Annotated in this window: 32 protein-coding genes, 1 tRNA gene and 2 pseudogenes; 17 read left to right on the forward strand and 18 right to left on the reverse strand. The window is 53.1% G+C overall.

The genetic code is table 11. The annotated features are described in order from the left end of the window. Positions 1–42 precede the first annotated feature (42 nt). From ABJP42_RS12350 to ABJP42_RS12370, 5 genes are all read right to left on the reverse strand, one after another. Positions 43–1353, reverse strand: coding sequence for a terminase large subunit domain-containing protein (locus tag ABJP42_RS12350; RefSeq protein ID WP_348340765.1), 1311 nt, complete (start codon positions 1351–1353; stop codon positions 43–45). Further along, positions 1340–1738 (reverse strand): hypothetical protein, encoded by a 399-nt coding sequence (locus ABJP42_RS12355; protein WP_348340767.1) that lies wholly within the window; start codon positions 1736–1738, stop codon positions 1340–1342. Before ABJP42_RS12355 ends, ABJP42_RS12350 begins: the two co-directional genes overlap by 14 nt. A 143-nt stretch (positions 1739–1881) precedes the next feature. Beyond that, positions 1882–2235, reverse strand: coding sequence for an HNH endonuclease (locus tag ABJP42_RS12360; RefSeq protein WP_348340769.1), 354 nt, complete (start codon positions 2233–2235; stop codon positions 1882–1884). A 284-nt stretch (positions 2236–2519) separates the two neighbouring features. Then, positions 2520–3041 carry a hypothetical protein gene (locus ABJP42_RS12365; RefSeq protein WP_348340771.1) on the reverse strand — a complete coding sequence of 174 codons (522 nt, stop codon included), beginning with the start codon at positions 3039–3041 and terminating at the stop codon, positions 2520–2522. Between the two features lie 108 nt (positions 3042–3149). Then, positions 3150–3557 carry a hypothetical protein gene (locus ABJP42_RS12370; protein ID WP_348340773.1) on the reverse strand — a complete coding sequence of 136 codons (408 nt, stop codon included), beginning with the start codon at positions 3555–3557 and terminating at the stop codon, positions 3150–3152. Between the two features lie 79 nt (positions 3558–3636). On the opposite strand from ABJP42_RS12370, the gene ABJP42_RS12375 reads away from it, so the two are divergent. Further along, positions 3637–4200, forward strand: coding sequence for a TetR/AcrR family transcriptional regulator (locus tag ABJP42_RS12375; RefSeq protein ID WP_348340775.1), 564 nt, complete (start codon positions 3637–3639; stop codon positions 4198–4200). A gap of 173 nt (positions 4201–4373) precedes the next feature. On the opposite strand, the gene ABJP42_RS12380 is transcribed toward ABJP42_RS12375, so the two are convergent. Then, entirely contained in the window at positions 4374–5252 is an 879-nt protein-coding gene (locus ABJP42_RS12380; protein WP_348340777.1) for a LysR family transcriptional regulator, read from the reverse strand. Between the two features lie 109 nt (positions 5253–5361). Between ABJP42_RS12380 and gstA the strand changes: the two genes are divergently transcribed. Genes gstA through ABJP42_RS12395 form a run of 3 tightly spaced genes read left to right on the forward strand, consistent with a single transcriptional unit; the run spans position 5362 to position 6575 of the window. Next, positions 5362–5973, forward strand: coding sequence for a glutathione transferase GstA (gene gstA, locus ABJP42_RS12385; protein ID WP_348340779.1), 612 nt, complete (start codon positions 5362–5364; stop codon positions 5971–5973). Next, entirely contained in the window at positions 5970–6350 is a 381-nt protein-coding gene (locus ABJP42_RS12390) for a nuclear transport factor 2 family protein (RefSeq protein WP_348340781.1), read from the forward strand. The genes gstA and ABJP42_RS12390 overlap by 4 nt, the downstream gene beginning before the upstream one ends. A gap of 3 nt (positions 6351–6353) precedes the next feature. Beyond that, positions 6354–6575 carry a tautomerase family protein gene (locus tag ABJP42_RS12395; protein WP_348340783.1) on the forward strand — a complete coding sequence of 74 codons (222 nt, stop codon included), beginning with the start codon at positions 6354–6356 and terminating at the stop codon, positions 6573–6575. A gap of 258 nt (positions 6576–6833) precedes the next feature. On the opposite strand, the gene ABJP42_RS12400 is transcribed toward ABJP42_RS12395, so the two are convergent. The 8 genes from ABJP42_RS12400 to ABJP42_RS12435 form a co-directional block, all read right to left on the reverse strand. Next, on the reverse strand, positions 6834–7448 hold the full coding sequence (locus ABJP42_RS12400) for a transcription termination/antitermination NusG family protein (protein ID WP_348340785.1): 615 nt from the start codon (positions 7446–7448) through the stop codon (positions 6834–6836). 5 nt (positions 7449–7453) lie between these two features. Further along, the gene (locus ABJP42_RS12405; protein WP_348340787.1) at positions 7454–7873 is read right to left on the reverse strand and encodes a DUF1064 domain-containing protein; all 420 of its coding nucleotides are present in this window, start codon (positions 7871–7873) and stop codon (positions 7454–7456) included. Between the two features lie 7 nt (positions 7874–7880). Then, entirely contained in the window at positions 7881–8144 is a 264-nt protein-coding gene (locus tag ABJP42_RS12410; RefSeq protein ID WP_348340789.1) for a DUF2312 domain-containing protein, read from the reverse strand. Between the two features lie 57 nt (positions 8145–8201). Further along, complete coding sequence (locus ABJP42_RS12415; protein ID WP_348340791.1) at positions 8202–8750, reverse strand: MazG-like family protein; 549 nt, start codon at positions 8748–8750, stop codon at positions 8202–8204. Then, positions 8747–9043 carry a hypothetical protein gene (locus ABJP42_RS12420; protein ID WP_348340793.1) on the reverse strand — a complete coding sequence of 99 codons (297 nt, stop codon included), beginning with the start codon at positions 9041–9043 and terminating at the stop codon, positions 8747–8749. Before ABJP42_RS12420 ends, ABJP42_RS12415 begins: the two co-directional genes overlap by 4 nt. Positions 9044–9176: 133 nt before the next feature. Continuing rightward, positions 9177–10091, reverse strand: coding sequence for a helix-turn-helix domain-containing protein (locus ABJP42_RS12425; RefSeq protein ID WP_348340795.1), 915 nt, complete (start codon positions 10089–10091; stop codon positions 9177–9179). Next, entirely contained in the window at positions 10088–10678 is a 591-nt protein-coding gene (locus tag ABJP42_RS12430; RefSeq protein ID WP_348340797.1) for a hypothetical protein, read from the reverse strand. Before ABJP42_RS12430 ends, ABJP42_RS12425 begins: the two co-directional genes overlap by 4 nt. Continuing rightward, complete coding sequence (locus ABJP42_RS12435) at positions 10675–11100, reverse strand: hypothetical protein (protein ID WP_348340799.1); 426 nt, start codon at positions 11098–11100, stop codon at positions 10675–10677. The genes ABJP42_RS12430 and ABJP42_RS12435 overlap by 4 nt, the downstream gene beginning before the upstream one ends. A gap of 364 nt (positions 11101–11464) precedes the next feature. On the opposite strand from ABJP42_RS12435, the gene ABJP42_RS12440 reads away from it, so the two are divergent. Continuing rightward, positions 11465–11836 carry a helix-turn-helix domain-containing protein gene (locus ABJP42_RS12440; RefSeq protein WP_348340801.1) on the forward strand — a complete coding sequence of 124 codons (372 nt, stop codon included), beginning with the start codon at positions 11465–11467 and terminating at the stop codon, positions 11834–11836. A gap of 685 nt (positions 11837–12521) precedes the next feature. Here the strand turns inward: ABJP42_RS12440 and ABJP42_RS12445 are convergent. The 3 genes and pseudogenes from ABJP42_RS12445 to ABJP42_RS12455 all read right to left on the reverse strand — a co-directional run bounded on the left by ABJP42_RS12445 (position 12522) and on the right by ABJP42_RS12455 (position 15353). Continuing rightward, entirely contained in the window at positions 12522–14102 is a 1581-nt protein-coding gene (locus ABJP42_RS12445; RefSeq protein ID WP_348340803.1) for a hypothetical protein, read from the reverse strand. 103 nt (positions 14103–14205) lie between these two features. Next, positions 14206–14604: pseudogene (locus ABJP42_RS12450) on the reverse strand (IS5 family transposase); the annotation flags it as partial. A 29-nt stretch (positions 14605–14633) separates the two neighbouring features. Further along, positions 14634–15353: a TIR domain-containing protein gene (locus ABJP42_RS12455; RefSeq protein WP_490363220.1), complete on the reverse strand. Its 720-nt coding sequence runs from the start codon at positions 15351–15353 to the stop codon at positions 14634–14636. On the opposite strand from ABJP42_RS12455, the pseudogene ABJP42_RS20770 reads away from it, so the two are divergent. Continuing rightward, positions 15324–15425: pseudogene (locus tag ABJP42_RS20770) on the forward strand (integrase core domain-containing protein); the annotation flags it as partial. The gene ABJP42_RS12455 and the pseudogene ABJP42_RS20770 sit on opposite strands and share 30 nt — an antisense overlap. Before the next feature lie 31 nt (positions 15426–15456). Here the strand turns inward: ABJP42_RS20770 and ABJP42_RS12460 are convergent. Then, the gene (locus ABJP42_RS12460; RefSeq protein ID WP_348340807.1) at positions 15457–15675 is read right to left on the reverse strand and encodes a hypothetical protein; all 219 of its coding nucleotides are present in this window, start codon (positions 15673–15675) and stop codon (positions 15457–15459) included. 509 nt (positions 15676–16184) lie between these two features. Here ABJP42_RS12460 and ABJP42_RS12465 point away from each other — a divergent pair. The 11 genes from ABJP42_RS12465 to ABJP42_RS12515 all read left to right on the forward strand — a co-directional run bounded on the left by ABJP42_RS12465 (position 16185) and on the right by ABJP42_RS12515 (position 26812). Then, positions 16185–16586 carry a DUF4345 domain-containing protein gene (locus ABJP42_RS12465; protein ID WP_348340810.1) on the forward strand — a complete coding sequence of 134 codons (402 nt, stop codon included), beginning with the start codon at positions 16185–16187 and terminating at the stop codon, positions 16584–16586. A 518-nt stretch (positions 16587–17104) separates the two neighbouring features. Next, complete coding sequence (locus ABJP42_RS12470) at positions 17105–17809, forward strand: heparin lyase I family protein (RefSeq protein WP_348340811.1); 705 nt, start codon at positions 17105–17107, stop codon at positions 17807–17809. Positions 17810–18489: 680 nt separating this feature from the next. Beyond that, positions 18490–18918, forward strand: a complete 429-nt coding sequence (locus ABJP42_RS12475) for a hypothetical protein (protein WP_348340813.1) — start codon at positions 18490–18492, stop codon at positions 18916–18918. Then, the gene (locus tag ABJP42_RS12480) at positions 18915–19253 is read left to right on the forward strand and encodes a hypothetical protein (protein ID WP_348340815.1); all 339 of its coding nucleotides are present in this window, start codon (positions 18915–18917) and stop codon (positions 19251–19253) included. Before ABJP42_RS12475 ends, ABJP42_RS12480 begins: the two co-directional genes overlap by 4 nt. A 294-nt stretch (positions 19254–19547) precedes the next feature. Further along, positions 19548–20237: a hypothetical protein gene (locus tag ABJP42_RS12485; RefSeq protein ID WP_348340817.1), complete on the forward strand. Its 690-nt coding sequence runs from the start codon at positions 19548–19550 to the stop codon at positions 20235–20237. Between the two features lie 183 nt (positions 20238–20420). Continuing rightward, complete coding sequence (locus ABJP42_RS12490) at positions 20421–21506, forward strand: tyrosine-type recombinase/integrase (protein WP_348340819.1); 1086 nt, start codon at positions 20421–20423, stop codon at positions 21504–21506. A gap of 218 nt (positions 21507–21724) precedes the next feature. Further along, complete coding sequence (locus ABJP42_RS12495) at positions 21725–23515, forward strand: patatin-like phospholipase domain-containing protein (RefSeq protein WP_348340820.1); 1791 nt, start codon at positions 21725–21727, stop codon at positions 23513–23515. A gap of 287 nt (positions 23516–23802) precedes the next feature. Then, positions 23803–24405, forward strand: a complete 603-nt coding sequence (locus ABJP42_RS12500) for a hypothetical protein (RefSeq protein ID WP_348340822.1) — start codon at positions 23803–23805, stop codon at positions 24403–24405. A 14-nt stretch (positions 24406–24419) separates the two neighbouring features. Continuing rightward, positions 24420–24965 (forward strand): hypothetical protein, encoded by a 546-nt coding sequence (locus ABJP42_RS12505; RefSeq protein ID WP_348340824.1) that lies wholly within the window; start codon positions 24420–24422, stop codon positions 24963–24965. Between the two features lie 304 nt (positions 24966–25269). Beyond that, positions 25270–25351, forward strand: a tRNA-Ser gene (locus ABJP42_RS12510). Positions 25352–25685: 334 nt separating this feature from the next. Continuing rightward, a protein-coding gene (locus ABJP42_RS12515; RefSeq protein WP_348340826.1) for an IS3 family transposase occupies positions 25686–26812 on the forward strand; the annotation gives its coding sequence in 2 pieces (ribosomal slippage) (positions 25686–25950 and positions 25950–26812; 1128 coding nt in all). Positions 26813–26846 lie beyond the last annotated feature (34 nt).

Raw genomic sequence — 26846 nt, forward strand, 5'->3', positions numbered from 1 at the left:
GGGGCATGCCTTGTCCCATCAGTACTTCAACCTGCCGTAACTTCACGACGATCTCTTCCGGCTTGGGTCTCTTAATGGCCATACTTGGTCCTCCGCTTTCCTAACTATAGGGGCGGACCACTTCAAAGGGGGAAGCTCAGCGGATCGCCGTTCCAGCCCGGCCGGGGTGGTCCAGTAATTGACCCTGGCCAGCAACTGATCATCCTGCCCCTTCCAGACAGCGCCCAAGGCCGTGAGGTCGTTTTTCTCTGACAGATCAATGGACAGAAAGCACTTCTTTCCCTCAAGATCCTCGTCTTTGATATCCTTGATGCAATCGCGCCAGGCGGCCTCATCGACCCAGAACCCACTGGAGCCGACCGGAATTCCAAAGTACAGGCGCGATACCGTGAGCCGCTTCCCCTCATCGTTCTTGCCGCGATTGACGACGCCGCGCACGTTTTCATAGTCAAAAGTGACGCCCAGTGCAGGCATCGCTTTAATCCAGCAGCTTTCATCTGCAAATGGATCGTCGTCATCATCCACCCTTGCGATGTAGGCAAAGGCCTCGTCATCCTCAAAGATGCCCTCCAGCAGGCGCTGGTAGTATTCCGACTGCTCGGTGCCAACGATCTGGTCAATTGCCGGAGTATTGGTGCCCAGGATCATGAAAGCGGATCCGGATTTCTTGGCGACACCAGCGGCCCAGAGTTCAATCGGCTTGTCCGTTGTGAACTCGTGAACCTCATCAGCAATCACACAGTCTGGCCTCGGCCCCGACAGGCTGTCCGTGGTGGCCTTTGCCTCAAAGAACGAAGAGCTTTCCGTGAACTCAATCCGCCATGCATTCTCGCCTTTGCCGGAAATGAAAACGTCGCCCCGCTCTTCCAGGCTTTCGCCCAGATCGGGGATGTCTGCCCTGCAAAGCGCAGCACCATCTTTGAACGGGATCTTTGCCTGGTCCAACTTCGAGGCAATAGCATAACACTGCGCCCGCTGAATCCCCAGAAACCCACAAACATAGATGGAAATGCCGCCCATCAGAGGTGACTTGGCCTGCCCCTTGCCTGTCTCCAGCCAGAGATTACGAAACCGAAGGCGCCCAGCCTTGTGCCAGCCAAACAGCGACCCAACCACGAAGGTGTGCCAATCCAACAAATTAAAGGGCTCACCCGCCTTCGGCCCATCCGTGATGGTGAACATCGCTGGAAAGAACTCTATTGCCTCCTGGGCAGCCTCCGCATCGAAATAGATACCCCGCGCAGCGCCGGACTCCAGATCTGCGAAGTGGCGTTCACATGCCAGGCGCACGTACTTGCCTGCAATGATCTCCCCATCCAGAACCCGGCGCGCATACTCGCTAGTTGGGTCCAAGCCTGCCAAGGTATTTGCTCGCTTTTGTTTTCTTCTCAATCTTTCCGGTCGGAGCGGCCACCCGATCAACGGTCAATCTCAGGGCCTCTTCCAACTTCAGAATCTGGTCCTTGGTTCTCTGTAGGGCAGACCAATGCAAATTGACGTATTCCCCGCCCTTCGGGCCCTTGTTCACATGTCCTGCCTTGATGGCGATGGGGAACAAAAACTCGTATTCAACCCGCTCACGCACCAGACGATCCACGATCCGTTTGCGCTGATCTGTCATTAAATCACGCATTTCCAGGTCCAAACAGAGCGCTTTCCACTCCCTTTCAGCGACCTTTGCACGCTCACCACCATCCTCTAAGTCATTGTAAATATTCTTGTATACGGGTTTCTTCATCTTCCTAAAAGTGGCTGAGCCCCACCCCCCTTTGAAATTTGGTCTCTGTGAGAATGATCCTCAGGGGCGGGTGAACAGGCCCTGCAAATGCGGCACTTTTTCCACCCCCTCCCCTTGAGCACGTTGGCCAAACCGGGGCTGTTCTAGGCGGTTGGAATGACGGTTGCGCCATCCAGTCCGACAAAGCGGCACTTGGCCTTCTCCGAGGCAATCCAGTCAGCACCACGGAAAGTCCATTGACGCATACCCCGCGCCTTGTCCTCAATGCGTCGGCATTCTCGGTCGTGGCAGTCACGACAGATCGCCCATAGGTTCGCTGGGTCATAGACCAGATCCGGGCGCAGGTCGTATGGCCTCTTGTGGTCGATCACTGCTGCTGCCTTGTGGCGCCGACCAGGACGCAGCAGGGCGCCGCACATCTGGCAAGTCCATAAGTCACGCTGCAGGATTACTGGGCGCAGTTTGCGCCATTCAGTGGTTTCGTGGACTGAGGCCATATCAATGCTATCGGGAATTGCTTACGCAGTTGCACCGGCTGCACCTACCGTCAGGTTGGAGCCGGGCTAGGGTTGGCTTTTCTACGCATCCGAGCGCTACTCACCATAGATGTCCAATAGCAGATTGATCTTTGAGATACAATATCTAGTGGAGGGCGAGTGCGACCCAACTACTCCTTTTTAGAACCAGAACACCAACGATAGAAGTAGAATTATCTCCGATGGCAGGTCCATACCTCTACGATCCCGGCCTCTACGTTTCTCGGCGCACCACCCCGAAGAGATCAATGTCCCTGACGGTTGGACAGATTTCGACTGGCGGACCAAAGGAGTATGCGAGAGTAGAGTTTGTGTAAGCCAACGGAAGCACGAAAGGCCCAACCGATTTTTGGTTTTCCGGATGAGCTATGTGCCAAAGGCAATACAGCTGAGCCAAAAAACAACCGCGTTGTTCCGGAGTGCGCTTCGCTATTCTGGCTCATAAGCCAAGTCCTTATTGGGCCGTCGCCGACGGACAGAAGCATTTGCGTATCGTCCCTCTCTTCGACCTTCCAGAGGGCAAGTCGATCACTTGCACCAGATGCTAATTCATCAACCTCCCTGTTGCTTGAGGGCCGCGAAAGGAAGATAGCCAGGACACGCCTTTCCAAACGAAAGATTGGCGAATTGAAAAAGGCGGAGGCAAAATCCACGAAGTGGATCGTTCTGGGCACGTCAATGTAGAAGCAATCTGTATAGCAACCGTCCTTCAGCGCATACTTGCCCAACAGTCCCTTGTTGGGAATTTCCCCTGCTGAAATACTCATCTCCAACCTCTTATTTATTGAAATTAAACGCTTACCTATGCTCTAAGCCTCTTCCACGTCTTGAGGCGTAGAGTTCCCTCCGCCGAAACAACGGTCAGCAGCGGAACGTCAGGGATGCGCATTGTCCAGGCTGTCTTTCTTATCAATGGTGAGGCCAATGACAGAAACGAAGATGATTGCTGCAAAGCCGATCCATGGCAACATCACGAGTACTGATCCAAGCCGCGTAATCCCATAAAAGAGAAACAGGCCCATGAAGGCCACGTAGTTTGCAAGAACCAATCCGGTCAACAATCCCCTGTAGGTTTTGTTCACGGCTGCAATCAACAACATAGCGCTACAGATCAACAGGTTAGCTGTGACAGCGTGCCAAATCACTGAAACAAAACCCTTCAAGACGTCTGTTGCATTGCTTTCCAAGAGTGGAACATGCACGTCAGGCCCTCCTCCTAGTACATGTACTGCCGTTAAGGCCAAAGAAAGAACGCCTGCGGAGGCAAGTGTTTTACTAATCATGAGAGTGTCCTTCCATCAACATACGCTACCGTATGGGGGTTGGGATTGCCTCTGTCAATACGCTGCCGTATGGATAGGGATGACTAAAACCAATTTAGACGCAAATGCGTGGATCCAAGCAGCCTTTCGAGCCCTTACCAGGGGCGGCCCTCAAGCCATTAAGGCGGAGGCAATCGCGCGAGAGTTAGGCGTGAGCAAGGGTTCGTTTTACTGGCACTTCAAGAATGTTGGAGCGCTCAAAACCCAAATGCTTCAACATTGGAGAAGGGAAGCTACGGACAGCATCATCGAAGCTTTGGAGACAGATGGCACATCGGCTGCCGAAAGATTGAAAAAGCTGGTGGAAGTCTCAACTGGGAGTGCTGATGAAGAGTACGGCGGCGTCCTGGTGGAAGCATCAATTCGGGACTGGGCACGGTATGACAGTACTGCCTCTGAGACTGTGCGGACAGTAGACGAAGGACGATTAGCCTACCTGAACACACTATTTGAACAATGTGGCTTCAACCCCGCTAAAAGAGCAAGCAGCTCAGCAATACTCTACAGTTCCCTCATCGGCCTTGCTTCACTGTCACATAACGGATTGGCTGATCTGAGGGCTGACTTACAATTTCTTCTAGAAACACTGCTAAAGGAAGATTGAACCGCGTCGGACCCGGCTTTCCAGTCGCTTGCCGCCGGAATTTTGCGTTCAAGTTCTAGTGGTTTCACCAAATCTGACTCTGGGTCCAGCTGAGGCATCAATTGGCCGGCAATGCAAACATAAGAAGCCTCCACCTTGATGCAGCAAAAGGTTAAGCGACATTTCTTAGAGCGTTAAGGTCTTTCCCCAATTTTGTCCCACAGTTCAGAGGCAACAATGCCTGCTGGGTGATCCCTTCGCCTGATCTTAAAAATGACTGTATGGCGAATTGGAAAGCCCTCGAGGTTCAATGGAAGTAAGTCCGCAGTATCCCTTTCTTTGCCTGTCATGTGATCGGGCAGACCTCCCCAACCAAGACCCGCTAAAATCACCTTTTTCTTGGCGCTGAGGTCGGAAACCGTCCATTTCCGCCCGCCGGGTAGCAGATCACGGCTTTGTTCGTGGGTTGCTCCTCCGGTGCCTGCGGTGACAACCTGCACGTAGCCCTGCATCTCGGCGACAGATATTGCGCGCTTACTGGAAGGTAATTTCAGGTTGGGGCTGGCGACTGGGCGTATCGTCACCTCAGCAACCGGCTCTGCCTCGACTTCGTCCAGCGGGACACCATCAAGCGAGGCAAGAGCCAAATCCGCCTTGCCCTCCATCAACCTGGCAACCGGCCCGCCCATCATTTCCATTCCCAACCGGATGTGAGTAGCTGGGTGCTGGTTCCCGACAGTAGCCAATGCAGATAACAGCGGGTCAATGTCCATTGTGGCAGTCACTGCCAACCTTATTTCCGGTTCCTCACGCGCACGAAGACGAGCTGCGGTTGATTTCAGATCGCGCATCTGGTGGAGAACCCGGCTGGCTTCTCGATAAAAAGTCTCACCTGCTGGCGTCAATGAGGGCCGGTAAGCGGCGCGGCTGAAGAGTTCAATTTCGAGCTCACCCTCAAGCAGGCGGATCGAATGGCTGATTGCCGATTGCGACTTGTTCAGGCGCTCGGCCGCGCCTCGAAAAGTACCCGTTGAGACGATTGCCTCCAAGGCAATGAGTTGATCGTGCTTCATTGGCGATCCAAATGATTAGTTTAATCAATCATTATGATGAAAAGACAATGTTATCAAGTTATCGTCCGTCGGCCTAGTCATGGGGCATCATCTATCAATGGAGAACCCCATGAAACTTTACTACAAACCCGGCGCTTGTTCGTTGGCCAGCCATATAGCCCTGATCGAAACCGGCCACGCGCTTGAAATTGAAGCGGTAGATACCGACGCCCACCAGACTGAAACCGGTGTTGATTATCACACAATTAACCCCAAAGGTTATGTTCCTGCCCTGGAAATGGACGACGGCTCTGTGCTCACAGAAGGTCCTGCTATTCTTCAGTACATCGCTGACAGCAATCCTGAGGCAGGCTTGGCGCCAGTAGCCGGTACAATGGCGCGCGTCCGGATGCAGGAGCAACTCAACTGGGTTGGGACTGAGCTGCACAAAGCGTTTGGACCACTGTTCCGAGCGAATGCATCCGCTTCAGACAAAGAAGTGGCGCGCACAGCCGTAGCAGGAAAATTTGATCTGATCGAAGCGCAATTGGAAGATGGCCGTGAGTGGTTGGTTGCTGATCAGTTTTCAGTAGCCGATGCCTATTTGTTCGTGGTTGCCAACTGGGCAAACTTCACCGGAATTGGCATTGAACAGTGGCCATACTTGAAGACTTTCGTGGACCGCTCGGCGTCAAGGCCGACAATTCAGGCTGCGATGCGGATGGAAGGGCTGATCCAGTGACCGCTTCAGAATACAATAAAATTGGTGAATTGATGGAAGCCTATTTTGAAGGCCTGCATCAAGCCGATAGTTCGTTGTTGCGTAAAGTTTTTCATCCAAATTTGTCCTACGTTTGCGCGACCGAAGGCGACGAACTCTATCTGGATCTGGAGACGTACATGAAACGCGTAGACGGCCGGAAGCCACCGGCCAGTCGGGGCGACCCACGAGAAGAGGAAATCTTGGGAATTTCTTTTCCAGACCTGCGATTGGCCTATGTCACAGCGCGCATGACGATGATGGGTCGTGATTTCCTAGATGTGCTCACTCTTACCCACGACACCGCTGGCTGGCGTATCGTGACAAAAGTTTTCACCTATACGCAGAGAAAGGACTAATCGATGCCTTATGTGAACATCAAAGTGACCCGCGAAGGCGGTCCAGACGGGACTGGTCCAAGTTCAGATCAGAAAGCCCAACTCATCTCTGAGGTATCCGATCTTTTGCATAGAGTTTTGGGGAAGGACCCTGCGGCAACTTTTGTCGTAATCAATGAAGTTGCCATGGAGGATTGGGGTGTCGGTGGTCTGCCGGTGCAGGAGTATCGAAATCAGGCTCAATGAAAACACTGTGATTGCCGGAAGTCGTGCTGTGGCCTGACTTGCGATACCAGTGTTGGTTCGCCTCATTGGAGGCGGCCCCTGACGGCGCCGCCTCCATAATTTACGGGCAATTACCGCTAGGTCGAAGCCTCGCGGACGTTCCATTCCCCCAAAGTAAATGCACCAGTGTTCAATCGCAGGATCTGGCGCCAACAAGGGCTGCTTTGGGCGGGCAGCAGTCATCATCCTCCACCTTTCTCGCATAAGTGCCAGGGTTGGCTAACCGTGCTTTTCCAGAAATTTGGCATCCAGCTTCGCAGAACGACCACCAAACAGAGGAACAAGGACCTTGGCGATGCCGCCATTCACCTCTGAAACATCCACAACCCAGCCAGCCATGACGCCGCAGTCATCTTTGATACGGGCCTTCATGCCAGCCACAATGGCTCTGGCTGCTTCCTGCTCGGCGTAAATCTTCTGGATGGTCTTGGGCAACTTCTTCATTGCGCGCATCTGGTCCTCAGGTACGGGCATTGGCTTGTCATCGCGTCCAACGACTCCCAGCACTTTTCCGTTTGACTGATGCCGAAGTACGTCCCAGGCGATTTGGCGGTCCACGCAGACGAAAACATAGCCAGGTGCGATCTTCTTCTTGTAAGGGATCCTACGCCTGCGGCCTATAGGCTGGTTGCGCCATGCCTTCTCGGTCGGCAGCCATGCATCCACTACGCCCGGCTCATCTCTTAGCCATTCCTGAACAACGAACTCCTGCAGGGCGGCCACCTTCAGAATGTACCAATGCCTGTAGGGTTCGCCCAGCTCGGTTTGAAGGGGATCACCAGTCAGCCCGCGGTGATGGCTTGGGCGCAACTGCTGCCCGATCTCGTAGCCCATGCTCCCTACCCCTTTGCCCTAGTAATCAGGAGCTCTTGCCCCTGTGCTGCAAGGATTGCCTTCTTGAGCCTGAACACATCGGTCTCATGCCCCTTGCGGTCTTCCACGACTGTGATGCCCAGCGCGTTATCGACGTAGACAAAGTCCGCGCGGTAAACACGCTCCTGCTCTCCCCCGTCTGTCATGATAGGACCGTCACGCCCCTGGAGTACGATATCGACCTGACGGCGCAACCCACAGATCTCCCCTGCCCTCTGGAGAAGCTTCAGCTCATCCCAGCGATCCGCCTCTGTCTTGCTGTCATGGGTGATGCCGTCACTGGTCGTCGTACGCCGGGCGCCACGTACACGGCGACGATCTTCTTTGCCCTTCCCTTTGAGTGCATGGGCATCCCTGTACTGCTCAGCTGTCAATCGCTCTGTCATGTCTGCCTCACATGCCCAGCGCTTCTTTGTACATCTCGAGAACTGCCTCTTCCTCGGAGATGTCGTCCTTGTCGCGCTTACGCAGTGCGATGACCTTTCGGATCACCTTGGTGTCGTAGCCGCGGGACTTTGCCTCTGCCATGACCTCCTTCTGCTGCTCAGCGATATCCTTCTTCTCGGCGTCCAGGCGCTCGAAGCGCTCAATGAACTGGCGCAGCTCTCCAGCTGTCACGCGGTAGTTCTCGCTCTTCTCGTCTTCTGACAGATCCATTGGGTACTTCCTTTGCTGTTGATCACGGCTCCCCCTCATTGGGAGAGGCCGAGAAAGTCAGAGGCGCGTGGCCATCTCGTACTTAACTGAGGTCTTGTTGAATTTCGCAGTGACAGCAGTCTCGAGCCCAATGCCCAGCGCAACAGCAAGGCACATCACCCAGAAGATTGCTCGCTGCAGGTTTTCATAGACCCGCTGGACCTCTTCCACCTCCTGGGGCTTCACCATGCTCCGGACAGCCAGCAGCTCTACCACCGAGGCAGACAAGTCACCCACGACTGAATCCAGCATCAGGGCTTGTGACAGCAGCGGCAGGGAGCTCATAGGGTTGCTTTCAGGCGCCCCCAGCTCAAAGCCCAACTCTATCGCCAGCAGATCCAGTGAGATCACGGTGTCGCCCATCTCGTCTGCTACGTCCTGCAGGGAGAGCGTAGAGCCAGCGATGCCGCGCTGGGCCCTAGCAACCTTCTTGATGGCACCCAGCAGCTCTCCTGCCTCGTCAGCTACCTCAACCGTCCGAAAGGCGAGGTCTGCCTGCTCATTGCCTGCCCACTCGGCCTGACGGGCGATATTGGCGGCGCGCAGTTTATGAAAATCAATGCTCATGTGCGTTTCTTCCTTTCGTGGTCTGCGATCTGTTCACCGGCGAACTTCAAGGCGCTGGCGATTTCGGCGGCATGTGGGTGTTTGACAGCGGCGTTCCTGGCCAGACGGTGTTGGACTGCATAGGCGCCCCGCATCTCATCGAGGGAGTTGAGGCGCATCTTGCGCGGTGCGGTGGTGACCCCTGCCCTCTGCGGAGCAATCACCACGCAGTCGCCCAGCGCCAGATCGACGGTAACAACGACCTGGCCAAAGCGGGTGCCGTGCAGATCGGGGTTGCTGTGCGGCGAGCTCATGCGAACGCCTCCAGATCGCACAGAGCGCTGCTCAGAGCGCCAGCAAATGCCCTCGATGCAATTTGACGACCCACGACTGGCCAGGCGGCCATTTCGAGCCTCCGCTCGCAAATTTTGCAATTCAGCAGGATGCTCATACCCGTATCCCCGCTTCGTGGCAGTCTTCGATGCTCACCAGCCCTGCGGTGACGCACTCACCAGCTGCGTGGACGGTGATGGAGCGGCAAACGAATGGTTTGGCCTCACGGATGTTCTGCGCTCTGGCCTGCAACACTGCGTCCTGGCTGGGCTTTGGCGTGGCTTTGGGCACATGGCGCTTCCACGCCCCCTGGGCGAAGAAGTTCTGGCTGTAGTGGATCCGCTGGGCGTCATAGCCCGCCACCCTGGCGCCATACGCCTCGGTTGCTGCAAGGATATCCTCCGGACGCTCACCCGCCTCGATCAGGGCCTGCACGGCCGCTTCGGTCTCAGGCCAGCTGTCAGGACGCGGTGACGCCTGCCACACCCGATCAAAGAAAGATCCAAAATCAAAATCCTGCTGCGCGGCGTCAGCAGCGCAAGGTTCCTTTACAGGTTCCTTTACTGGTTCTTCCTTTATATGGCCAACTCCGGTTTTCAGGAGATGGAATGGCCCAAAAACCGGAGATGGATCGGCCTGAAAACCGGAGTTGGACCCATCTCCACTATTTGGAGTTGGACTTGCAGTTTGTTCCGCTTTTGTCTTCCGCTTTCCATCTCCACTATTTGGAGTTGGCTTTTGTGGGCGCTCCATTTCAAATCCCAAGATGTAGTGGGTAGCTTCCCGTCTGCCGGTCTTTGCGCTTTTGCGCCGATCACGGCGAATTAGCCCCTTTTCCTCCAGGCCATTCAGAGCCGCGTTGACTGAGCTGTTGCCGCGCCCGGTTTTGGCCATCAGGTACTCCTGCTTAGGGAAGCACCCCTGAGATGGGTTGTGGCAGTCGCACAGCACAAACAGCACACGGAACTCAGCATTGGCCATGCACTTGGGGTCCAGGTCCGCCAGCCAGTGAGTTGCTTTATGGCTCATGGCTTTCCCTCATTGACAGCAACACCATCCACTGCAACCTTCGAGGGAGTTCCGCGATGTTTCATAGGTGCTCCATGGATGATCTTGACCTCCAGACTTTGAGCGAGCTTACAAAAGTCGCTGGCCAGGCGTTTTCCTCGACGGAACGAGGGGTGTCCCTTGCCCGATCCATCAAGAGTCTTTTCGAGAAATCTGAGGTGGCTGCAGACAGCGATCTGAATGCCGCTGTTGCAGAGCTTGCTTCGCAAATAGGCGATACGGCACTGGCGAATGCTAAGCTCAAGGTTCAACTGAGTGAGCTGCTTCTGGAAATCAATCAGCAGAAAGCACATGATGATAAACTTGCGCGCTACGTGCTTCACGAGCGGGACACCGGAAGCTTCGTGTACACGCTCCGCGAGGAGCACTGCGGGGACGAGCCAGCGCACAGCATATGCCCCAATTGTGCAGATTGCGGTAAGCACATAATTCTTCAGCCCAAGCCTGAAGTTATGGGCTGTTACCGCCTTGCGTGCTCCGAATGCGAAGCGGACTTTGGTTTTTTGCGCCAGGAGCCCATCAACGGGGGTTGAGGTTTTGTGGCTCATCTCCGCACCATCTTCACGCGGTTCAGCAGATCCTGCAGTGCCGCCATGCCCTCAGGGCCTTCTTTGAGTAGCGGGTCGAAGTTGCCGGTGGTGACGCCATGCAGGACGGCAGCAGGCACCTCGCCAATCTCTCGCAGCGCCGCCTCGGCTATGATCTGCAAATCGCTCTTACCGCAGGCTTCCTGGCGCCGGGCATCCAGGTGAGCCCGTATCGGGTATTCCCCCACCACATCTTCCAGGATGAAGCCCAGCTCCCAATCAAAGCGCATATCGCCGCTCTTGATCTTGGTCAGGGTTCCCTCTGACATGCAGCGCCCGGTCATCTCTTTGATGACCATCACCACTGCAGCGCCTCCCCCCGCTTTCTTTACGAGGCTGGCAAAGGTTTGGCGCAGGGCCGGAGTTTCGTAGCTCTCATACATGGAAAGGCCATTTCCTTGTTGTTTCTCTCTCCCTGCCCCATGGTGGACGCATGGAGAAGGAGATTTGCATGTCTAGGGGTTAGGCCTGTCGCTTTTGGCGAGGCGGGTTGTCAGCAATGAAAGAAAGAACCCGCCGGTAGGTTTTATGGGTCCAGCCGTTTCCAGCCCTCAAATCCGACACGAAGTTTGGGTTGTTCATCACGTCGCGACCAAACGAAGAAGGGGCGTAACCCGTCTCATCGAGGTAGCGATCTACAATATGCGAAAGGTCATCCATAGAGAAATGAATATATGAAAAATCACACGATGTATATGTGAATTATCATAGCTTGCAACAGACACACGTATGTATGAAATTTACTACATGGATTTTGACGCTATAAATACGCGAGTCACCGAGAATATTCGGTCACTGATCGAAGAGATTGGGTCCAATCCTAGCCGCCTAGCAAAGGCCGCAGGGCTGGGCCACACCTCAATTCGCGATATTCTTGCCGGAACATCAGGCAGCCCTCGATATGAAACCTTGATGAAGATTGCGAATGCTGCCGGGGTTGATGTGCGGCGGCTTACCGTTGGCCCTAACTTTCAGGACCAGGACGCAAAGGACACTGAGCTACTCGACCTTCTACAGCAGCTAGAACCGACAGAGCGTCAGTTCCTGCTAAACGCTGCAAAAGCTCAGATCGACGCTCGCAATCGCTCGTCTCTAGCGTCTGACGAAGAACCTCAATAACCTCTTCTCTACCCATACTTCCCCCATGTTTTCAAATTTGGCAGCTCCACTAATCTGCTGCGGCCAAGCTATCCGCCGATGGCGGCATGGGGAGTGCGGGGTCTACGAGGTCTGGGACCGAGACTCACCCACACGTTGCAGCCCCTTGATGGGAGCAAACAAAGAACATGACAAGCCGCAAGATGTTGTGCCACCGGGGTATGCTAAGTGCTAGGTCACCTCATTGCGAGTGCAGGATGTCGCCGAAGAAGCCTGAACTTGTTGGGCGGCAATGGCAGCTATGCGCAGTTAGTGACCTTTGCAAAGTCCTGAGTGCGAAGCCGACTATGAGCCGCAACCGGCCCATACCAGCCTTTCATCGTGCTAGGCTGCGCCGCAATGCAGCTTCACCGAACCGGACTTTCGTCGAGAGCGCAAAATCCTATGGCGGTCGAACTCACAGTCAGCGGACTTTGCCGTCATTCGAATTCCAACCATCGCGGACGCAGTATAACTTCGCAGTCGCAGCGCACCTTCTTTTGAGATGAAGCGCACTTCGCCTAAGAAGTCGTTCACCGGGGCTGGCCTAGCCCAAACCCAAATCGTGCTTTCGCTGACGCAGCATATAAGAGTAACACACAAGGCAACGTTGCCCGATCGGTTCTCGTAGAAACCGATCGGTGTCAAACCGCTGTGTTTGGCATGTCTAGCTGAAGCGGCTAGGATTACTGTCAAGCCACTCTTCAAGACTTCGCATTTCATCAATTGTAAAATTTGCATTTGCTAAGCTCTCAAATCTACTCAGCCGTTCAAAATCAACCAAACCTGCAAAAATTTCAGCTCTCTCGGTGTCCAACATTCTTCTAGGGTTTGCGGTAATGTGCCGATCACGATTAATAGAATTTTGGGACACAGCCCCTTTCAAAATGCCAGAAATGCTACTCATGTGCTTTGAGTTATTATGGCTATTGGGCGCATCCGTTTTTACAATGGCGGTTACGTCCCATAAGTCAAGTTTGTCAATAATAGAGAGCTCCTCCATTAAGCCACTGCAGCTACGAACATCGTATTCACATGGTACAAAAATGACGATCACCCGTGCGTGTCTTATTAAAGAAAATGACTTCTTTCGCCACCCTTCAAGACTCGTCAAAACCGGATTAATTAGCCTATCGTGAATAGCATCTCTGACCTCCCATGTATTCGCAATTGAAATAGCATTTTTATCTCTTAACAATCGAATCATCGTTTCGGTTATGCTGCCATCACTGGACGTGCTAATACTGTAGTCCGGTGCGGTGTAATCATTGAGTACAAGCCCTTCAATGTAGATGTTTTGAGGCCTAAATTCGGCAACAAAACCACTTTCGGTAGATTGATCTCTCAAGAATAAAACATACGGGCGGCCAGTATCCAAATAATCTTTGATTATCTCGTAGCCCTTTGAACCTGAAGTAAACTCCTTTGACTTTTCCAAGTTTTTGTCAGGTAGATTGGAATAATGCTTCGAGAATGCGCTTAAGTCGCGCTTCCAGCGGCGTCGATCTTTGCGACTTTTACAAGATGAGCGCAACTCTACGAGCGCTCCTTGCCTAAGGCCCTCATAAAACTTTTCAATCGCCTCCCCTAACAGTGACAACCCCTCATTTTCACTCTTCGCAATTTGTTGCAGAATAGCCCTTGATTCTTGACCAGAAGAAACATCTGTCGCAGCTTCATGAAAAGAGTGAGCTGCGTTCTCCCAATAGTTAAACGCATGCAAGTAGTCCAAGTAGTGCATGGAAATAGAAACTGCTTCGTTGACGTCTTCGTGTATTCCGGAAACCTCGTCGCTAAGGTACTCAAAGGCCCGGCTCACATTTTTCATTGCTATTTCATTTTGTTCGCGTTGTGCGAACTCCAAGATGCGAGTAAGTTTGCTAGCGGCGTAAGAACTTCGATGAAAATGGGGAAGCCGAAGATTGAGCCCGGTCAAAACCGCATCTTGCGTACCTAACAAAAAGCTCGTTACTTCGCCGTGTTGAAATTTAATGGCGTTCTTGGTGCACTTCAACGCGAGCCTTAGATCTTGTTGTACCAAGCTTGGATTCACTCGGCCGTTCAGAATATCGTCGACAAAAAACTGAGTATTGAACCCGGCGATTAAAGTTAAGTACTCAACTGTTCCACTGTCCGCTTGGCGCCATCCAGTTCTGCGGGATAAAACTCGGGACAACGCCCGTCTGTAGCGGTTTGGCAATATGAACCCATCGAGGCCTGGCCCAACTTTACGATTTCTGAAAGCCATTCTTCATCCAATTATTTGGGAATTTGCAAAATGGCGATATTTCTTAATTGGTACCGACCGCCACTAAAATAGAAAATAGCACTAGAAGAAAAAAGGCGCTAGGTTATGTTGACAAATGGCGCACCCAAAGCTGAATTGATGTTATGTCGATGAACGCTAAGTAGCTTTCCGCCGTTTTGTCGTATCGGGTAGCGACGCGGCGGGCGTTTTTGAGCTTGTTGAAGCAGCGCTCGACCATGTTGTGCAGTCGGTAAAGCCCATGATCGACGCCGAAGCGCATCTTGCGGGCCTTGCGCATCGGGATTTGGGTGAGGATATCGCGTTCTTCCATTGTTTTCCTAATACGATCAGCATCATCACCTCGATCTGCCAACAGCACGCGTGGTTCCGGTAGCTTGCTGTCCATCACCAAATCAAAACCCAGATAGTCAGACGTTTGCCCCGGCGTGATGTCCGTTCTCATGGGCAGGCCGTGCGCGTTGACGCGGAGGTGGATTCTCGTGCCTGATATGTCAAAACAAGCGCCATCCCCTATCGTCCAACATCCGCAGCGGCTTGCCTTACCCAAGAAGGGAAATTCGTGGATCCGTTGTGTGTCTTGTAGCAGTACAGGCCCGCATAGGTCGAAAGCTTTATGACATTTGTGTCCCAAGGCTTCGCCCAGGTCTCAGGTGGAGTTACTGATTGCGTGTAGTCACTATATGCAATCCACTTCCCGTTCTGAAGTTCCGCAAGGCGTATACTGCCACCAGTGCTATACAAACCCATGTAATCGAGAGGATTTGGTCCCTCATGGGCGACATAGCCCTGCTGGTTTGCCATACGATGAACTTTCACCGCAAGAAGGCCATTTCCCTTGATCACCGACCGGGCAATCTCGTATCGCACCCACCGACGTTCGAAAGTTCTCGATCCGACTAGGATGGCCGTGACAGAAGAGTTTTTGATCCCTTCACGAATCAGTGCTTTCAAAGAATCAGAGCCCTTTCGTTGCGACGTCTCCCAGATGCTCGCATCGTAAAATCCTTCAGAAATCCGACGGTCTTCTTTTTGGTAACGCCAAGAATTTCGTATTTGGTTCACCCGCCAAATGTCATTTTGGTAATGAAAAGAAAAAAATACTCTGCGTCTTTGGGGGACTCCCAAACCAAGCAGCGTAGATAAGTCACTCAACCCATAACCCTCGCTATTATCAGAAACACCGCAACTATTGGTAGATAGAAAAGCCATTACAACACCAAACGACCCCATAGTGCATTGGGCTACCGCCCACCTGCGCCAGAGGCCATCGTTCCGATGGACCAAAGGCCAATCATGCACTAACTTTCAAGTTGGACCACTCAAGTGGGGCTGCTCAGTCCAGCACACCAAAAATAATGATAAGTGGTGCTGTGTAGTATAGGATTTCTGGTTTTTGAATGGCAGCGGCAAGCCCGATGATCGCGGCGGCTATGGTCATACAATAATTTTTTAGACTGGCACTATTTCCAGCCATGCGGGTTACAACGCCTTGTAGCATTTCTAGGTGCTTCATATGCATGTCAATCCAAAGGCGCTCTTGATCATCGGCCATCTTTGTTTCCTTTCGCCACAGAAGTTATTCCCCTTTGCGCAAACCATCGACAGTTAATCACTCATTGACCTTCATGTGAATGGCTGCTTTAGCTTAGTGCACCCTCCAAGGCTTGACTGCAGCGAAGGTCCGGTTTCCGCCCTTCATGCATGTACTGAGGGCGCGGTTGCCCACCTGGCATGAGACCGCTTTGGGCTGACAGCAGCCACCCACCGCCCTTGAAGGTTCGCGTGACCATCACGGCGCATGTGCAACGGCGGCTATGCGCAGATAAGGGAGTTTGCAAAGTCCGTCTTTCGGCCTGGGGACACAGCCTGCGACCGCTGCGATGCCGCGTGAAAAGCGGTCATTGATGAGAGGTGCAGCGAAATTTTGGGGTTGGAGGGCAGCATTGCGGACTTAGCTACCTTTGTATTCGGTAAAGTGAAGGTCTGCTTGCAATAGCCACGTCGCCAAAGGAAGATAATCAGCCATATTGAATTGACGCTTGTTCTCTGTACAGTAGTCTAATGAAATACCGAATTTTTCTGATTTTCTGTTCAGTCGGATTAGTGCCGATAGCGCTAGGCTATGGGGCTAAGCCATCAGCAACTTTGGACGCTTTTTTCGGCATCACCGTTGATACGGTCAACCTTGCGCACATCATGCGAGCGGTGATGGGGCTGTACATCGGCATGGTGGCGCTGTGGCTATGGGGTGCGTTCAGTAAGCCCATGGAAAACCCAGCGCTAGTCGCCTGCGCCGTGTTCATGCTGGGACTTGCAGGTGGGAGAATGCTGAGCTTCGTTATCGACGGCCGGCCGCACTGGCTGCTAATAGTATACGCGGCCCTTGAGATTGCGCTCGGACTTATTGCGGTTATCCTCTACAAGGAAAAAGCTTCAGACAAGACCCCGCAGGTCGGAAGTTAAGAGAGTTCGCGAGCTAACACCAAGTAGCCAATTATCGACAATTTCTGCCGTTCAAGCTTTGTGCAGCATCCGACACTTTGGGCTCATAGCTGCCATTCTCCGTGCCGCAGCACGGGAAGGCAAGCCTGAGATCAGTTCCAAAATCTGTTCCGAGTTCGAAACGCAGATGCGGTATGTAGGTTTTGCGCAACTTTTTGTCATGAAAAGCATAATCCCATTCTCGGAACTGAACCGCCTTTCCGTGCGCTAATTCCGAGTTCGGGACTCAACATAGTGGGCCTTATCGGTTCGGCGGTGTGTGGATACTGCTTCAGCCTGGCTGGGAGAACCGAAGGTTTGGTATGTGGGGCAAACCTGCCGGTCAGGCGCCAACGCTTGTCCAATGCTGTTGGATCAATCTGACGAGCCGAAATTCGAATTGGATCCGGGCTTACTGCACCATACACAGAAGATCTTTCGGGAGCTTTTCGTTCTTCAATCTTTGTGTATCTTAAAGAAAATTTTGTTGGAGAATAGATTTGCAGAAACTAAGCCTATTTATCGTCTGTGGGTTGCTGATGCCCAAGTTGCTTTTTGCTGGAGAATTTTACACAGATTTTGAACGCAATTTTCGTTACGTCGTTCCATACAAACACAACACGACTAAAGAAGCTGTGGAACGGTCTGATGGCGTTCTGACGGTGACAATTGAGCCAGGTATGTTTGGGGCAAGTAGCGACCGAAGCAACGGAAAGGAACGAGCTGAACTTGGTATCTCTCTGAGTGATCGAGATGTTTGGGTTCGCCAAGAATTCCGCGTTCGCGCACAATCTGGTTTCCCCACGAACAGTAGGGTCATGATCTCGCAGATCAAGTTCAGTGATGCGCCAAAAGGTTTTGGCTCCCCTCCTATTGCTGTCTACATGTCACAAGGGGGAGCTGTGAAATGCAATGATTACTCTTCAGGGCACCCCAGTCAGGACCATCACCGGTTGCGAGGTGTCCGGCTTGATGACGGAAATTGGCATAGTGTCGTCATGGAGCTAGTTATTTCGGATACTGCCGGTTTGTGCCGCGTTGTGGTCGACGGTCGAACTATGATCGAAATGAAGGGCATAGACACGCATCAGAATGGCAAAGATCTTGTCGGAAGGATCGGTCCCTACCGGGATCAGTTGTCCGTCACGCAAGTTGTGCAGTTCGATGATTGGAAGGTTCAATCGTACCCGAAACTTGCTCGCTAAGGCGCCTTTGAGTCTGTTGTGTATCACATTGTTTTGTTGGTTTGTTCAGAACTGGACAAGGATGCCAGGAACAGTTTCGTCGTAACCCTTCGCTGACCAATGATGACACGCCCATGAGATATCCCCGCAGGAAGAAAGGGCTCACTGCCGAAATTGAGGGCAAAAGCCGCATTTGACAGCTTGAATGTCCGCTTCCGGGAAGTCGAGACGCAATTTGTGCATGTGCGGCAATGAGAGTCAGCCTCCTTTCCCACTGGTCCGCTTTGGGCTGGGAGCAGTCATCAGACCTTTCATCCCGGTCCAGCGTCGGGTTTTTCTTTGAGTGCGGGTGCGCTGACAGATTCAGGGTAGTGCCTGGGGAGTTGCAGGCAATGTGAAAATATGAAAAATCATATATTATGATTGACGTATGATTTTTCATATATTATCTTCGTTCTCATTAGCCCACACAGGGCACCCCGCCGAAGAGGCACATGACCGAACCAGCCGACGCGCTATCAGGTCGCTGATCGCGGGGAGATTTTGAGGGAGAAGTAGCGATGAATGCCTTTGCCAAGATACGCACAGAATTGACTGTCTCCGACACAGGCATGCGAACTACAGATGTAATCCTCGCAGCGCGCGCCGCGGCTGGCATCCTTTAGTGGCAGGAACTCACTACCCCCACCCAAACTGCCGACTTGGCCAGATCCTGCTTTGACGCGACAATAGCTGAAAGCCAGGACACCGCTCATATCCACCTCTATGGTGTAGACGCCATCGACAAGGATCTGGGCACAGCCCTGCGCCTCTGGTGTGGGCAGGTTCTACGCAACCTTGGTGCCTTGGGTGGCACTGATCCTCTGATCACCTTCTTGCAGGCCTTCCACTTTGGTGCGCGAGACAAGTTTCACGCCATCACTATGGCAACAGCCAAGCTGGGCGCCGGTTCATGGATCGACCCCACCCTGCCCGCCCAGCGCGTCACCTCACATTTCTACGAGATCGAGATGTTTGGCGTCTTGGGCCGCGGCGATAGCCCGACAGCTGCAACGGACAGCTGGCACATCGCCGCCATGGGCGAGCTCCCAGCCCGCCACCGGCTGGTTCGCCAGGGAGTAGCAGCATGAGCCTCTCGAGCCATCTGGTTGAAACTCCGGAAGATCTGGAAGTGAAGCGCAAGGCCTGGACCTGGAACAAGCGTGAGCTGCTGAATTTCGTTTCCCAATATGCCGACGCAGCAGATCCCGGCGCACGTTCCAAGCCGACATCCTTGCAGAACGCAATCGCGGCCGACGCTGAAAAAGCCAAATTCCCGGTCACCCTTGTTCGCAAGCTCGGCAACCTGCGTCGTCGTATCGATGCTTCTGATGACAAGGACCGTGAAACGGAACTTGTGACCGAGTTCGCAGACAAACTGCGCAGCTATGCGGAAAAGCTTGGACTTGGACAGGCCTTCCAATGACCACATCCTATTTCCCCCGGTCCCGCACTGATGAGGGCACCTTCCCCAGCGGCCCAATTGCTGCTGGGGTCTTTTCCACCACTCACGGCCAAGGTGATGGGGGACTAACCGCGGCGCGCGCTATCCTGGCGCAGGTCTCAAATCACACTGACCTCCAGATAGCGCGCGCCTGCCGGATTGTATTGGATACCGGTCACTCAGAACCACAGGAACGCACAGACGCCCGGTCATTGCTTGCCTGGATTTCAAGGGTCATTCTAACGCAACTGGACGCCACAGAAACGGCAGGCGCCCATGGCTAAGGTTCTTATCGGATGCGAGACCAGCGGTATTGCACGCCGCGCCTTTGAAGCACTTGGGCATGATGTCTGGTCTTGCGATATCGAGGCTGCAGAGGATGGCTCAAACCGCCATATCCGCTGCGATATCCGTGATGGCATCCTGCATGAGGGCTGGGATCTGCTCGCGGTCATGCACCCACCCTGCACACGCCTCTGTCGCTCCGGCCGTCGCTGGATGAGCGGCCCTGGCAAATGGACCCAACCCAAGAAGCTACCCAAAGGGAAAAGCCTTGAGGATATGCGGGCCGAGTTTGAACTGGGTATCGACATTTTCACGACTTGTTGGGCGGCACCTATTGACTGTGTCGCTATTGAGAACCCTGAAATGAACGACCTCGCCAGAGATCGCATGCCTGCGGATCTACCCAAGTCCCATATGGTGCAACCGTTCTGGTTTGGCGAACCTGCTTACAAAAATACCGGCTGGTATCTGCGCGGCCTGCCCTCCCTGGTGGAAACCAACCGGCTGCCAGAACCAGAACACGGATCCGATGAGTGGAAGAAATGGAACGCAATCCACCGCGCGCCACCCGGACCTGATCGCGCACGCCTGCGCAGCCGGTCTTTTCCTGGGATGATGGCCGCCGCTGCAAGGCAGTGGAGCCAACACATTGGCCACCCGCTAACCGCACAAGCAGCCTAAATCGGCTATCGTTACAAAGGAGAATGAAATGCCTCCAAACCTGGCTACCCTCGATGCTGCTGCATTTGAGCTGGGAGTGCCTAAGGGCAGTCTAAGGACAGCAGCAGAAGAACACGGTTTCCTTGTCCGAATGGGACGAGCAGTCCGCATTGACCGGAACGATTTTTCAAAGTTGATAAAAGCATGCCAAGACCAAGCAAAGGCGCCCGCCTCCATAAGTTCAAGCATCGCCCGTTCTGGTACATCCGCGACACCGGCCAGTCCGACCGGTCAACGGGCTGCACAAGCCGCCTCGAAGCTGAAAAAGCGCTCGCAGCCTACATCGCCACCAAAGGACGGGAAGGTGCTGCAAATGAGCCGGCCAACGTAACCTGTGGCGAAGTACTGGCGGTCTATGCCGAAGAATATGCCCCAACAGTGGCCGCACCCGAGCGGATTGGCTACGCATTAGATGCGCTGCTTCCCTTCTGGTCCGAACTCAAATTGAGCCATGTGAAAGGCGAAACCTGTCGTCGATACGCAAAGACCCGCAAAAAGGTCATAGCCCGAGATCCTGAAACCAAAGAACCTACTGAGTTCGCCCCCATATCACCGGGAACCGTGCGCAGAGAACTTGGAGTTCTGCAAAGAGCCATCAACTATGCCCATGCCGAAGGTTTCATCACATCTGCATCAGCCGTGACACTTCCGGCCAAACCTGAACCAAAAGAACGTTGGTTGACCCGGGATGAGGCGGCACGGCTGTTATGGACCGCTTATCGTGGCCATAAGGCGAAGCATCTCGCCAAGTTCATCCTTATTGCCCTCTACACTGGCACCAGGAAGGACGCGATCTTGCGCATGGGGTTTGAGCCAAACACCGTGGGTGGCTGGTTCGATCTGGATCAAGGCATCATGTTCCGCCGCGGGGACAGCGAGCGTCAGACGAAGAAACGCCGGACCCCTGCCCGCATACCTCGTCAACTGGCTGCTCATCTACGTCGCTGGCGCGCGAGCGGAGCGATATGGGCAGTTGAGTACCAGGGCGCACGGGTTGGAGATTTGAAGCGGGCATTCTCAAAGGCAGTACATGAGGCCGGTGTCTCTCCTTGCACACCCCACACCCTGAAGCATACCGCGATCACCTGGGCCCTCCAAAACGGAGCAAGTATCTGGGACGCGGCCGGCTTCTTTTCCACCAGCGCTGACACCATCGAGAAGGTCTATGGCCATCACTCTCCCAGCTTTCAGGAAACCGCTCTTAGAGCTGTGGAACGAAGGTTCGACTAGGCGACTTTCTCCGATTGAGCCCAACCAACGACGGTTTTGGGCTGGCTCGTCACTTTCGATCAACTGAGTTCCGGATCTCCAGACTTCAAAGAAAAGCATGCTTCAGGGACGAAGTGCGTTGTCTTTTTGATGTGTTGACAGGTCATGCGTCAACTCTCACGGTAGTGGGATTGGTTTAGTTGTTTGGGGGAATGGGTATGAGAGAATGTGATTTGATCATGAAAGGCGGGACCACTTCAGGTGTCGTTTATCCGCAGGCTATTTACAGGATCGGCAAAGACTACCGACTTCGTTCAGTCGGAGGAACATCAGCTGGGGCAATTGCTGCAACGGTTGCAGCGGCAGCTGAATACCGGAGGCAGACCTCCCCTGACCAAGACGATGAGACCGGGTTTGACCAAATTGCAGCACTTTCGGATGAACTTGGTGACAACCTTACCCGATATCTCCAACCATCAAAGGACCTCGCCCCCCTTTTTGAGGCCTTCATCGAATACCAGGAGCTGAAACAGAAAGAGAAAAAGCCATCTTGGTTTAAACTGATCAAAGTGATCTGGCCCAAGTTGAAGTCTTATAGACGCAAGCCTCTGCGCAATGGCTCGCTGATAGCCGCCGGTGGCGTGGTGGCCGGCGTTGCTGGTGGCGGGATCGGTCTTGGGATCCTGGGTGTCGGAGCTGGACTAGCCTGGGGAGTGGTCCAATTGGTGCTCTCCCTCATCAAAACAATTTCGGCACAGCTGAAGGCCAATGACTATGGCATGGTACCCGGCACAACACAGCCCGGCGTAGGCGATGGAAAAACTCAGGCCATCAGCGATTGGTTGGCAGACCGGGTCGATAAGATTGCGGGGCACTGGCAAGATGGCCCTCCAAAAACACCTCTTACGCTAGGAGATCTGCAAAAAGGTCGGGGCGACCAGGCGCCGGGCATCGCTCTTTCAACAATGACAACTGATCTTACGTCACGCCGACCTTACTCCCTGCCCTTGAAAATGCCGGGATACTTTTTCAACCGTCATGAGTTCGAGAAAATCCTTCCTAAACGGGTGGTTGACTACATGGTGCAGGTAGGAAATGGCGGAAAAACAACAGGACCAGAGGGCAAGGAACTCTATCCGATGCCCTTGGGAGGAGATTTCCCTGTGGTCTTGATGGCGCGTATGTCACTCAGCTTTCCGATTTTGCTGCAAGCCGTGCCACTCTATCGGCAGGACAAGGCGACGAACGGAGGGAAATCTTGGGTGCGCTGTCTCTTCTCCGATGGCGGCATTGCGTCCAATCTACCGGTCCATTTCTTCGATGCGTGGCTACCACGCCGCCCAACCTTTGCGATCTCCTTGGACAGTTTCGACAAGACGCGACATAGCGAAACCGAAGACCGGATTCATTTTGACCAGGGCATTCGTGATCGGTTGCACCTGCCTGTACAGCCTATCAAGGGTCTTATCGGCTTTTTGGCCTCAATTTTCAATACGGCCAAGGATTGGCAAGACAAGCTACAAGCCGAGGTTCCCGGGATGTATGAGCGTGTAGTCACTGTCAGGCTGGAGCCGCACCAGGGCGGCAGCAATATTGCCATGCCACCGGAGGTCATTAAACAGCTGAAAGACTACGGAGCAGAGGCCGGGCGCAAGCTGGTTGAAGAATTTGACTTTGACGAAAATCGCTGGCGCAGGGCGCTCTGTCTCCTACCGGAATTGGAAAAGGCGCTGCCGCGCATGCATGATGCGATCAAGACGCATCGAGCAGGACCAGAAAATTGGACGTATGAAGAACTGGCTCGACTTCATCAATCGGACTTTTATCCTCCCAAAACGCCGAACTGGCCTGCAGAAGTCTTGGTGCCAGCCTTGGAAGAGCTGGCGGATTTGGGAGAACGCATCGATGCCAAGGACAATGCTCAAAAGGTATCCGGTGGTGTGACACCAGACTATGATGCCGGGCTGCGACTTGTTGCGTCTCCGGATCTTTCACCTGGTGGAAATACAGCTGGCGGAACTGGCGTCTAGGCATGCGCTATGGTTGCGGGACTTCTGGTTCGGAGATTATATTATCGTGGCCAAGCGGCCTTGAGGAGTAGTTACTCAAGGATGAGGGGCACTCTAACGACAATATCTCCATTTGATATATTGGGAACGAACTCGAAAATCCGATGGCTATATGGATAACTTATAGTTTTCGCAGTGATTTACTTTAATTTGGGTACAGGTACAAGATGTCGGAGAGCAAACCTTATCATACGAACGCTACATTTTGGCTAACATACTGTCTAATTCTAACCGCCACTGCCTGGTTCGTGGGATCAAGTTTTGTCGGTATGAATGCCATCATAGATGGCATCGAAAATGAAAACTCCAAACGTTCAGTAGAAACACTACATCACATCTATAAATCGGGTCAGGTTGATCACAATCTTCTGGCATGGATTTCTCTTGAGTACGATGCTTTAGAAAACAGGCAGTCGAGAGCAGACTCTCTCTTGGCAACGCGCACTTGGCTACGATTCATGAACGCTGCCTTTGGGTCAATTTTGGTAATGAGTGGGGCAATTTTCATCCTTTCTAGGGTGCGTGTGGGAAAGGCAGAAGTCGAAGCTACGACCGCCGATTTCAAGATTGCGATTGCGTCTTCTTCCCCGGGGATCTTCATGCTTTTTGTAGGTGCATTTATGGTATGCGCCCCCCTATTTACGTCCCAACGCATCACTGTGGAAGATGGAGCAGCATACCCGGCGTTTTTCCAACCCACCACGAGGATCCAGCCAACTTTCATAAGTAGACAAGAACCACTGGATACATCGTCAAATGTTATTGGTCTCTCTGCAGAGGATCGCAAAGAAATGTGTGAAGCCTACAAAAGTGAAGGCATTGAAAACCACGAATACTGCAATGAATCCTAAAAGGAGATATGAGAATGTTCCGGATGATTTTTTCAACGATCTTGTTTTCTGGCTTCGCGCTAAATGTTGCGTCGGTCAGCACTGCTTCCGCGGAAAGTATCTGTATGGAGTTCAAAAGCACGCCTGAACGGGTGGCGTGTAAAATTGGTTACCGAAGTGGGAAGTCAGGAAACGCTGTCATTCAAGCGTACATGTCAGAGAGCGCTTCGAACTCCTTTGCTGCAAATGGCGGAATCGTGATCGTTCCTACCAAGGCACCGGGCAGTTCCGCTGGATATGAAGTTTTGGGCATTCCGGGTTCATCAGGCCTGGATTTCGAAGAAAATCCAATCTTGAAGCAAATCCTGAAAGAAACAGCGTTTGAGACCTACGTTCAAGGGTTGGAAAACGCGGCTGCGCTTGATCTTCACCGGGATTCAGTCGTTGGCAACCCTGTCAGATTTCATGTCGAGAATTCTGGCGTAACAGACATAGGTATTTTGGTAGATGAAGTCTGGATGCCTGCGAACAAAGTTGCGGCACAAAACAATGGAATTAGCTATTTTGGCGCCTCAGAATAGTTAGATACTGATCGAAGCAACCTAGTAGTTTTTGATCGCCTCACCTAAGGTGAAATGCCTCGCTTCTTATTCTTTACAGTTTATCCAGATTCAGTTTTTGAAACATCGGAAAGGCCGAGGGCCAATTTTTCCTTTGTTATTCTAACATGGCCCAACCTTCCTGTCTGCGACTTGGGTCGGTTGCCCATGTTCGAATTAGATCAGTATGTTTACTCGGGGCCGAGAATAGCCACTGCGTTTCTGTTACACGTAACAAAAACCCCTTATTCTTGCTGTATCGAACCGTGAATAAAACGGGGATAAAGCAAGAATATAGGGAGAACAAAAGCTTCGGAGCTGCCCTCCGAAGGCAGAGGCCAGAGGTTCGAATCCTCTCAGGTGCGCCATTTCCCGATGGTGAGCTGAACGAGTATCTGTCACATCTATACTGAACCGGAAAAATCTTGGGCAGCCCTGCCTCTTTGCGTGAATATAGTCGGTTAGATGAGCAAGGAATTCTCGCCCCGCATGGGGGGAAAAGCGTCAAGCTGTGGAGTTTGCGCAAGCTTGGTAAGTTCGTTGGCCACGGCTTCCGGCTCGGCTTGCAGCCGTAAAAATCTCTTGGAAACATTGCCATATCTATCCAGCAGGTAGAGCTCGATTTGGTGATCATTGACCTGATTTTGAGCTTCCCCCTTTGAAGTGGTCCGCCCCTATAGTTAGGAAAGCGGAGGACCAAGTATGGCCATTAAGAGACCCAAGCCGGAAGAGATCGTCGTGAAGTTACGGCAGGTTGAAGTACTGATGGGACAAGGCATGCCCCGGATTGATGCGATCCGACAGATCAGCGTGACTGAACAAACCTATTACCGTTGGAAGAAGAAGTATGGCGGAATGGGCACGGAACAACTCAAGGAACTGAAGCGGCTACAGAAAGAGAACGAGCGTCTGCGTCGCGCGGTTTCTGATCTGACATTAGATAAGTTGATCCTGAAGGAAGCCGCATCGGGAAACTTCTGAGCCCCTCGCGTAGGCGGGCCTGCATCGACCATGTTCGTAGTCAGTTCAAGGTTTCTGAACGACGGGTTTGTCGCGTTCTGGGCCAGCACCGATCCACACAACGCCGATTACCACGTGGACGCGCTGATGAAGAACGTTTGGTCGAGGATATGATCGAGCTGACGCGCCAGTTTGGTCGATATGGCTACCGTCGAGTCGCTGCTCTGTTGAGAGACGCAGGCTGGCAAGTGAACGACAAACGCGTCGAACGGCTTTGGCGGCGTGAGGGGCTTAAAGTGCCAATGAAACAATCAAAGAAAGGGCGGCTCTGGCTGAATGACGGATCATGTGTCCGTCTACGTCCTGAGTATCGTAATCACGTCTGGTCGTATGACTTCGTACACCACAGAACAGACGACGGCAGAGCCTTTAGGACGCTCAACATCTTGGATGAACACAGCCGGGAATGCCTGGCTATCCGGGTGAAGCGGACGTTGAATTCGACTGAAGTAATCGACGCTCTGACGGATCTATTCATCCTACGAGGCGTGCCTGCCTACATCAGGTCGGACAATGGCCCAGAGTTCATCGCTGAGGCCGTCAGGGACTGGATCAAGGCGGTTGGGGCAAGGACTGCCTACATCGAACCTGGGTCACCCTGGGAGAACGGATATTGTGAGAGCTTCAACGGGCGGATGCGCGACGAGTTGCTGAACGGCGAAATCTTCTACTCGCTACGTGAAGCCCAAATCATCATTGAAAGATGGAGGAGCCATTACAACACCAAACGACCCCATAGTGCATTGGGCTACCGCCCACCTGCGCCAGAGGCCATCGTTCCGATGGACCAAAGGCCAATCATGCACTAACTTTCAAGTTGGACCACTCAAGTGGGGCTGCTCA

Origin of the sequence: Pseudophaeobacter sp. (assembly GCF_039971195.1) — a bacterium.
In the GTDB taxonomy this organism is placed as follows: domain Bacteria; phylum Pseudomonadota; class Alphaproteobacteria; order Rhodobacterales; family Rhodobacteraceae; genus Pseudophaeobacter.

Coding starts and splice junctions, on each gene's coding strand:
- ABJP42_RS12355 (WP_348340767.1), bottom strand. CDS start 1,738: ATGAAGAAACCCGTATACAAGAATATTTACAATGACTTAGAGGATGGT.
- ABJP42_RS12360 (WP_348340769.1), bottom strand. CDS start 2,235: ATGGCCTCAGTCCACGAAACCACTGAATGGCGCAAACTGCGCCCAGTA.
- ABJP42_RS12365 (WP_348340771.1), bottom strand. CDS start 3,041: ATGAGTATTTCAGCAGGGGAAATTCCCAACAAGGGACTGTTGGGCAAG.
- ABJP42_RS12370 (WP_348340773.1), bottom strand. CDS start 3,557: ATGATTAGTAAAACACTTGCCTCCGCAGGCGTTCTTTCTTTGGCCTTA.
- ABJP42_RS12375 (WP_348340775.1), top strand. CDS start 3,637: ATGACTAAAACCAATTTAGACGCAAATGCGTGGATCCAAGCAGCCTTT.
- ABJP42_RS12380 (WP_348340777.1), bottom strand. CDS start 5,252: ATGAAGCACGATCAACTCATTGCCTTGGAGGCAATCGTCTCAACGGGT.
- gstA (WP_348340779.1), top strand. CDS start 5,362: ATGAAACTTTACTACAAACCCGGCGCTTGTTCGTTGGCCAGCCATATA.
- ABJP42_RS12395 (WP_348340783.1), top strand. CDS start 6,354: ATGCCTTATGTGAACATCAAAGTGACCCGCGAAGGCGGTCCAGACGGG.
- ABJP42_RS12400 (WP_348340785.1), bottom strand. CDS start 7,448: ATGGGCTACGAGATCGGGCAGCAGTTGCGCCCAAGCCATCACCGCGGG.
- ABJP42_RS12405 (WP_348340787.1), bottom strand. CDS start 7,873: ATGACAGAGCGATTGACAGCTGAGCAGTACAGGGATGCCCATGCACTC.
- ABJP42_RS12410 (WP_348340789.1), bottom strand. CDS start 8,144: ATGGATCTGTCAGAAGACGAGAAGAGCGAGAACTACCGCGTGACAGCT.
- ABJP42_RS12415 (WP_348340791.1), bottom strand. CDS start 8,750: ATGAGCATTGATTTTCATAAACTGCGCGCCGCCAATATCGCCCGTCAG.
- ABJP42_RS12420 (WP_348340793.1), bottom strand. CDS start 9,043: ATGAGCTCGCCGCACAGCAACCCCGATCTGCACGGCACCCGCTTTGGC.
- ABJP42_RS12425 (WP_348340795.1), bottom strand. CDS start 10,091: ATGAGCCATAAAGCAACTCACTGGCTGGCGGACCTGGACCCCAAGTGC.
- ABJP42_RS12430 (WP_348340797.1), bottom strand. CDS start 10,678: ATGAGCCACAAAACCTCAACCCCCGTTGATGGGCTCCTGGCGCAAAAA.
- ABJP42_RS12435 (WP_348340799.1), bottom strand. CDS start 11,100: ATGTATGAGAGCTACGAAACTCCGGCCCTGCGCCAAACCTTTGCCAGC.
- ABJP42_RS12440 (WP_348340801.1), top strand. CDS start 11,465: ATGGATTTTGACGCTATAAATACGCGAGTCACCGAGAATATTCGGTCA.
- ABJP42_RS12445 (WP_348340803.1), bottom strand. CDS start 14,102: ATGGCTTTCAGAAATCGTAAAGTTGGGCCAGGCCTCGATGGGTTCATA.
- ABJP42_RS12455 (WP_490363220.1), bottom strand. CDS start 15,353: ATGGGGTCGTTTGGTGTTGTAATGGCTTTTCTATCTACCAATAGTTGC.
- ABJP42_RS12460 (WP_348340807.1), bottom strand. CDS start 15,675: ATGGCCGATGATCAAGAGCGCCTTTGGATTGACATGCATATGAAGCAC.
- ABJP42_RS12465 (WP_348340810.1), top strand. CDS start 16,185: ATGAAATACCGAATTTTTCTGATTTTCTGTTCAGTCGGATTAGTGCCG.
- ABJP42_RS12480 (WP_348340815.1), top strand. CDS start 18,915: ATGAGCCTCTCGAGCCATCTGGTTGAAACTCCGGAAGATCTGGAAGTG.
- ABJP42_RS12485 (WP_348340817.1), top strand. CDS start 19,548: ATGGCTAAGGTTCTTATCGGATGCGAGACCAGCGGTATTGCACGCCGC.
- ABJP42_RS12490 (WP_348340819.1), top strand. CDS start 20,421: ATGCCAAGACCAAGCAAAGGCGCCCGCCTCCATAAGTTCAAGCATCGC.
- ABJP42_RS12495 (WP_348340820.1), top strand. CDS start 21,725: ATGAAAGGCGGGACCACTTCAGGTGTCGTTTATCCGCAGGCTATTTAC.
- ABJP42_RS12505 (WP_348340824.1), top strand. CDS start 24,420: ATGTTCCGGATGATTTTTTCAACGATCTTGTTTTCTGGCTTCGCGCTA.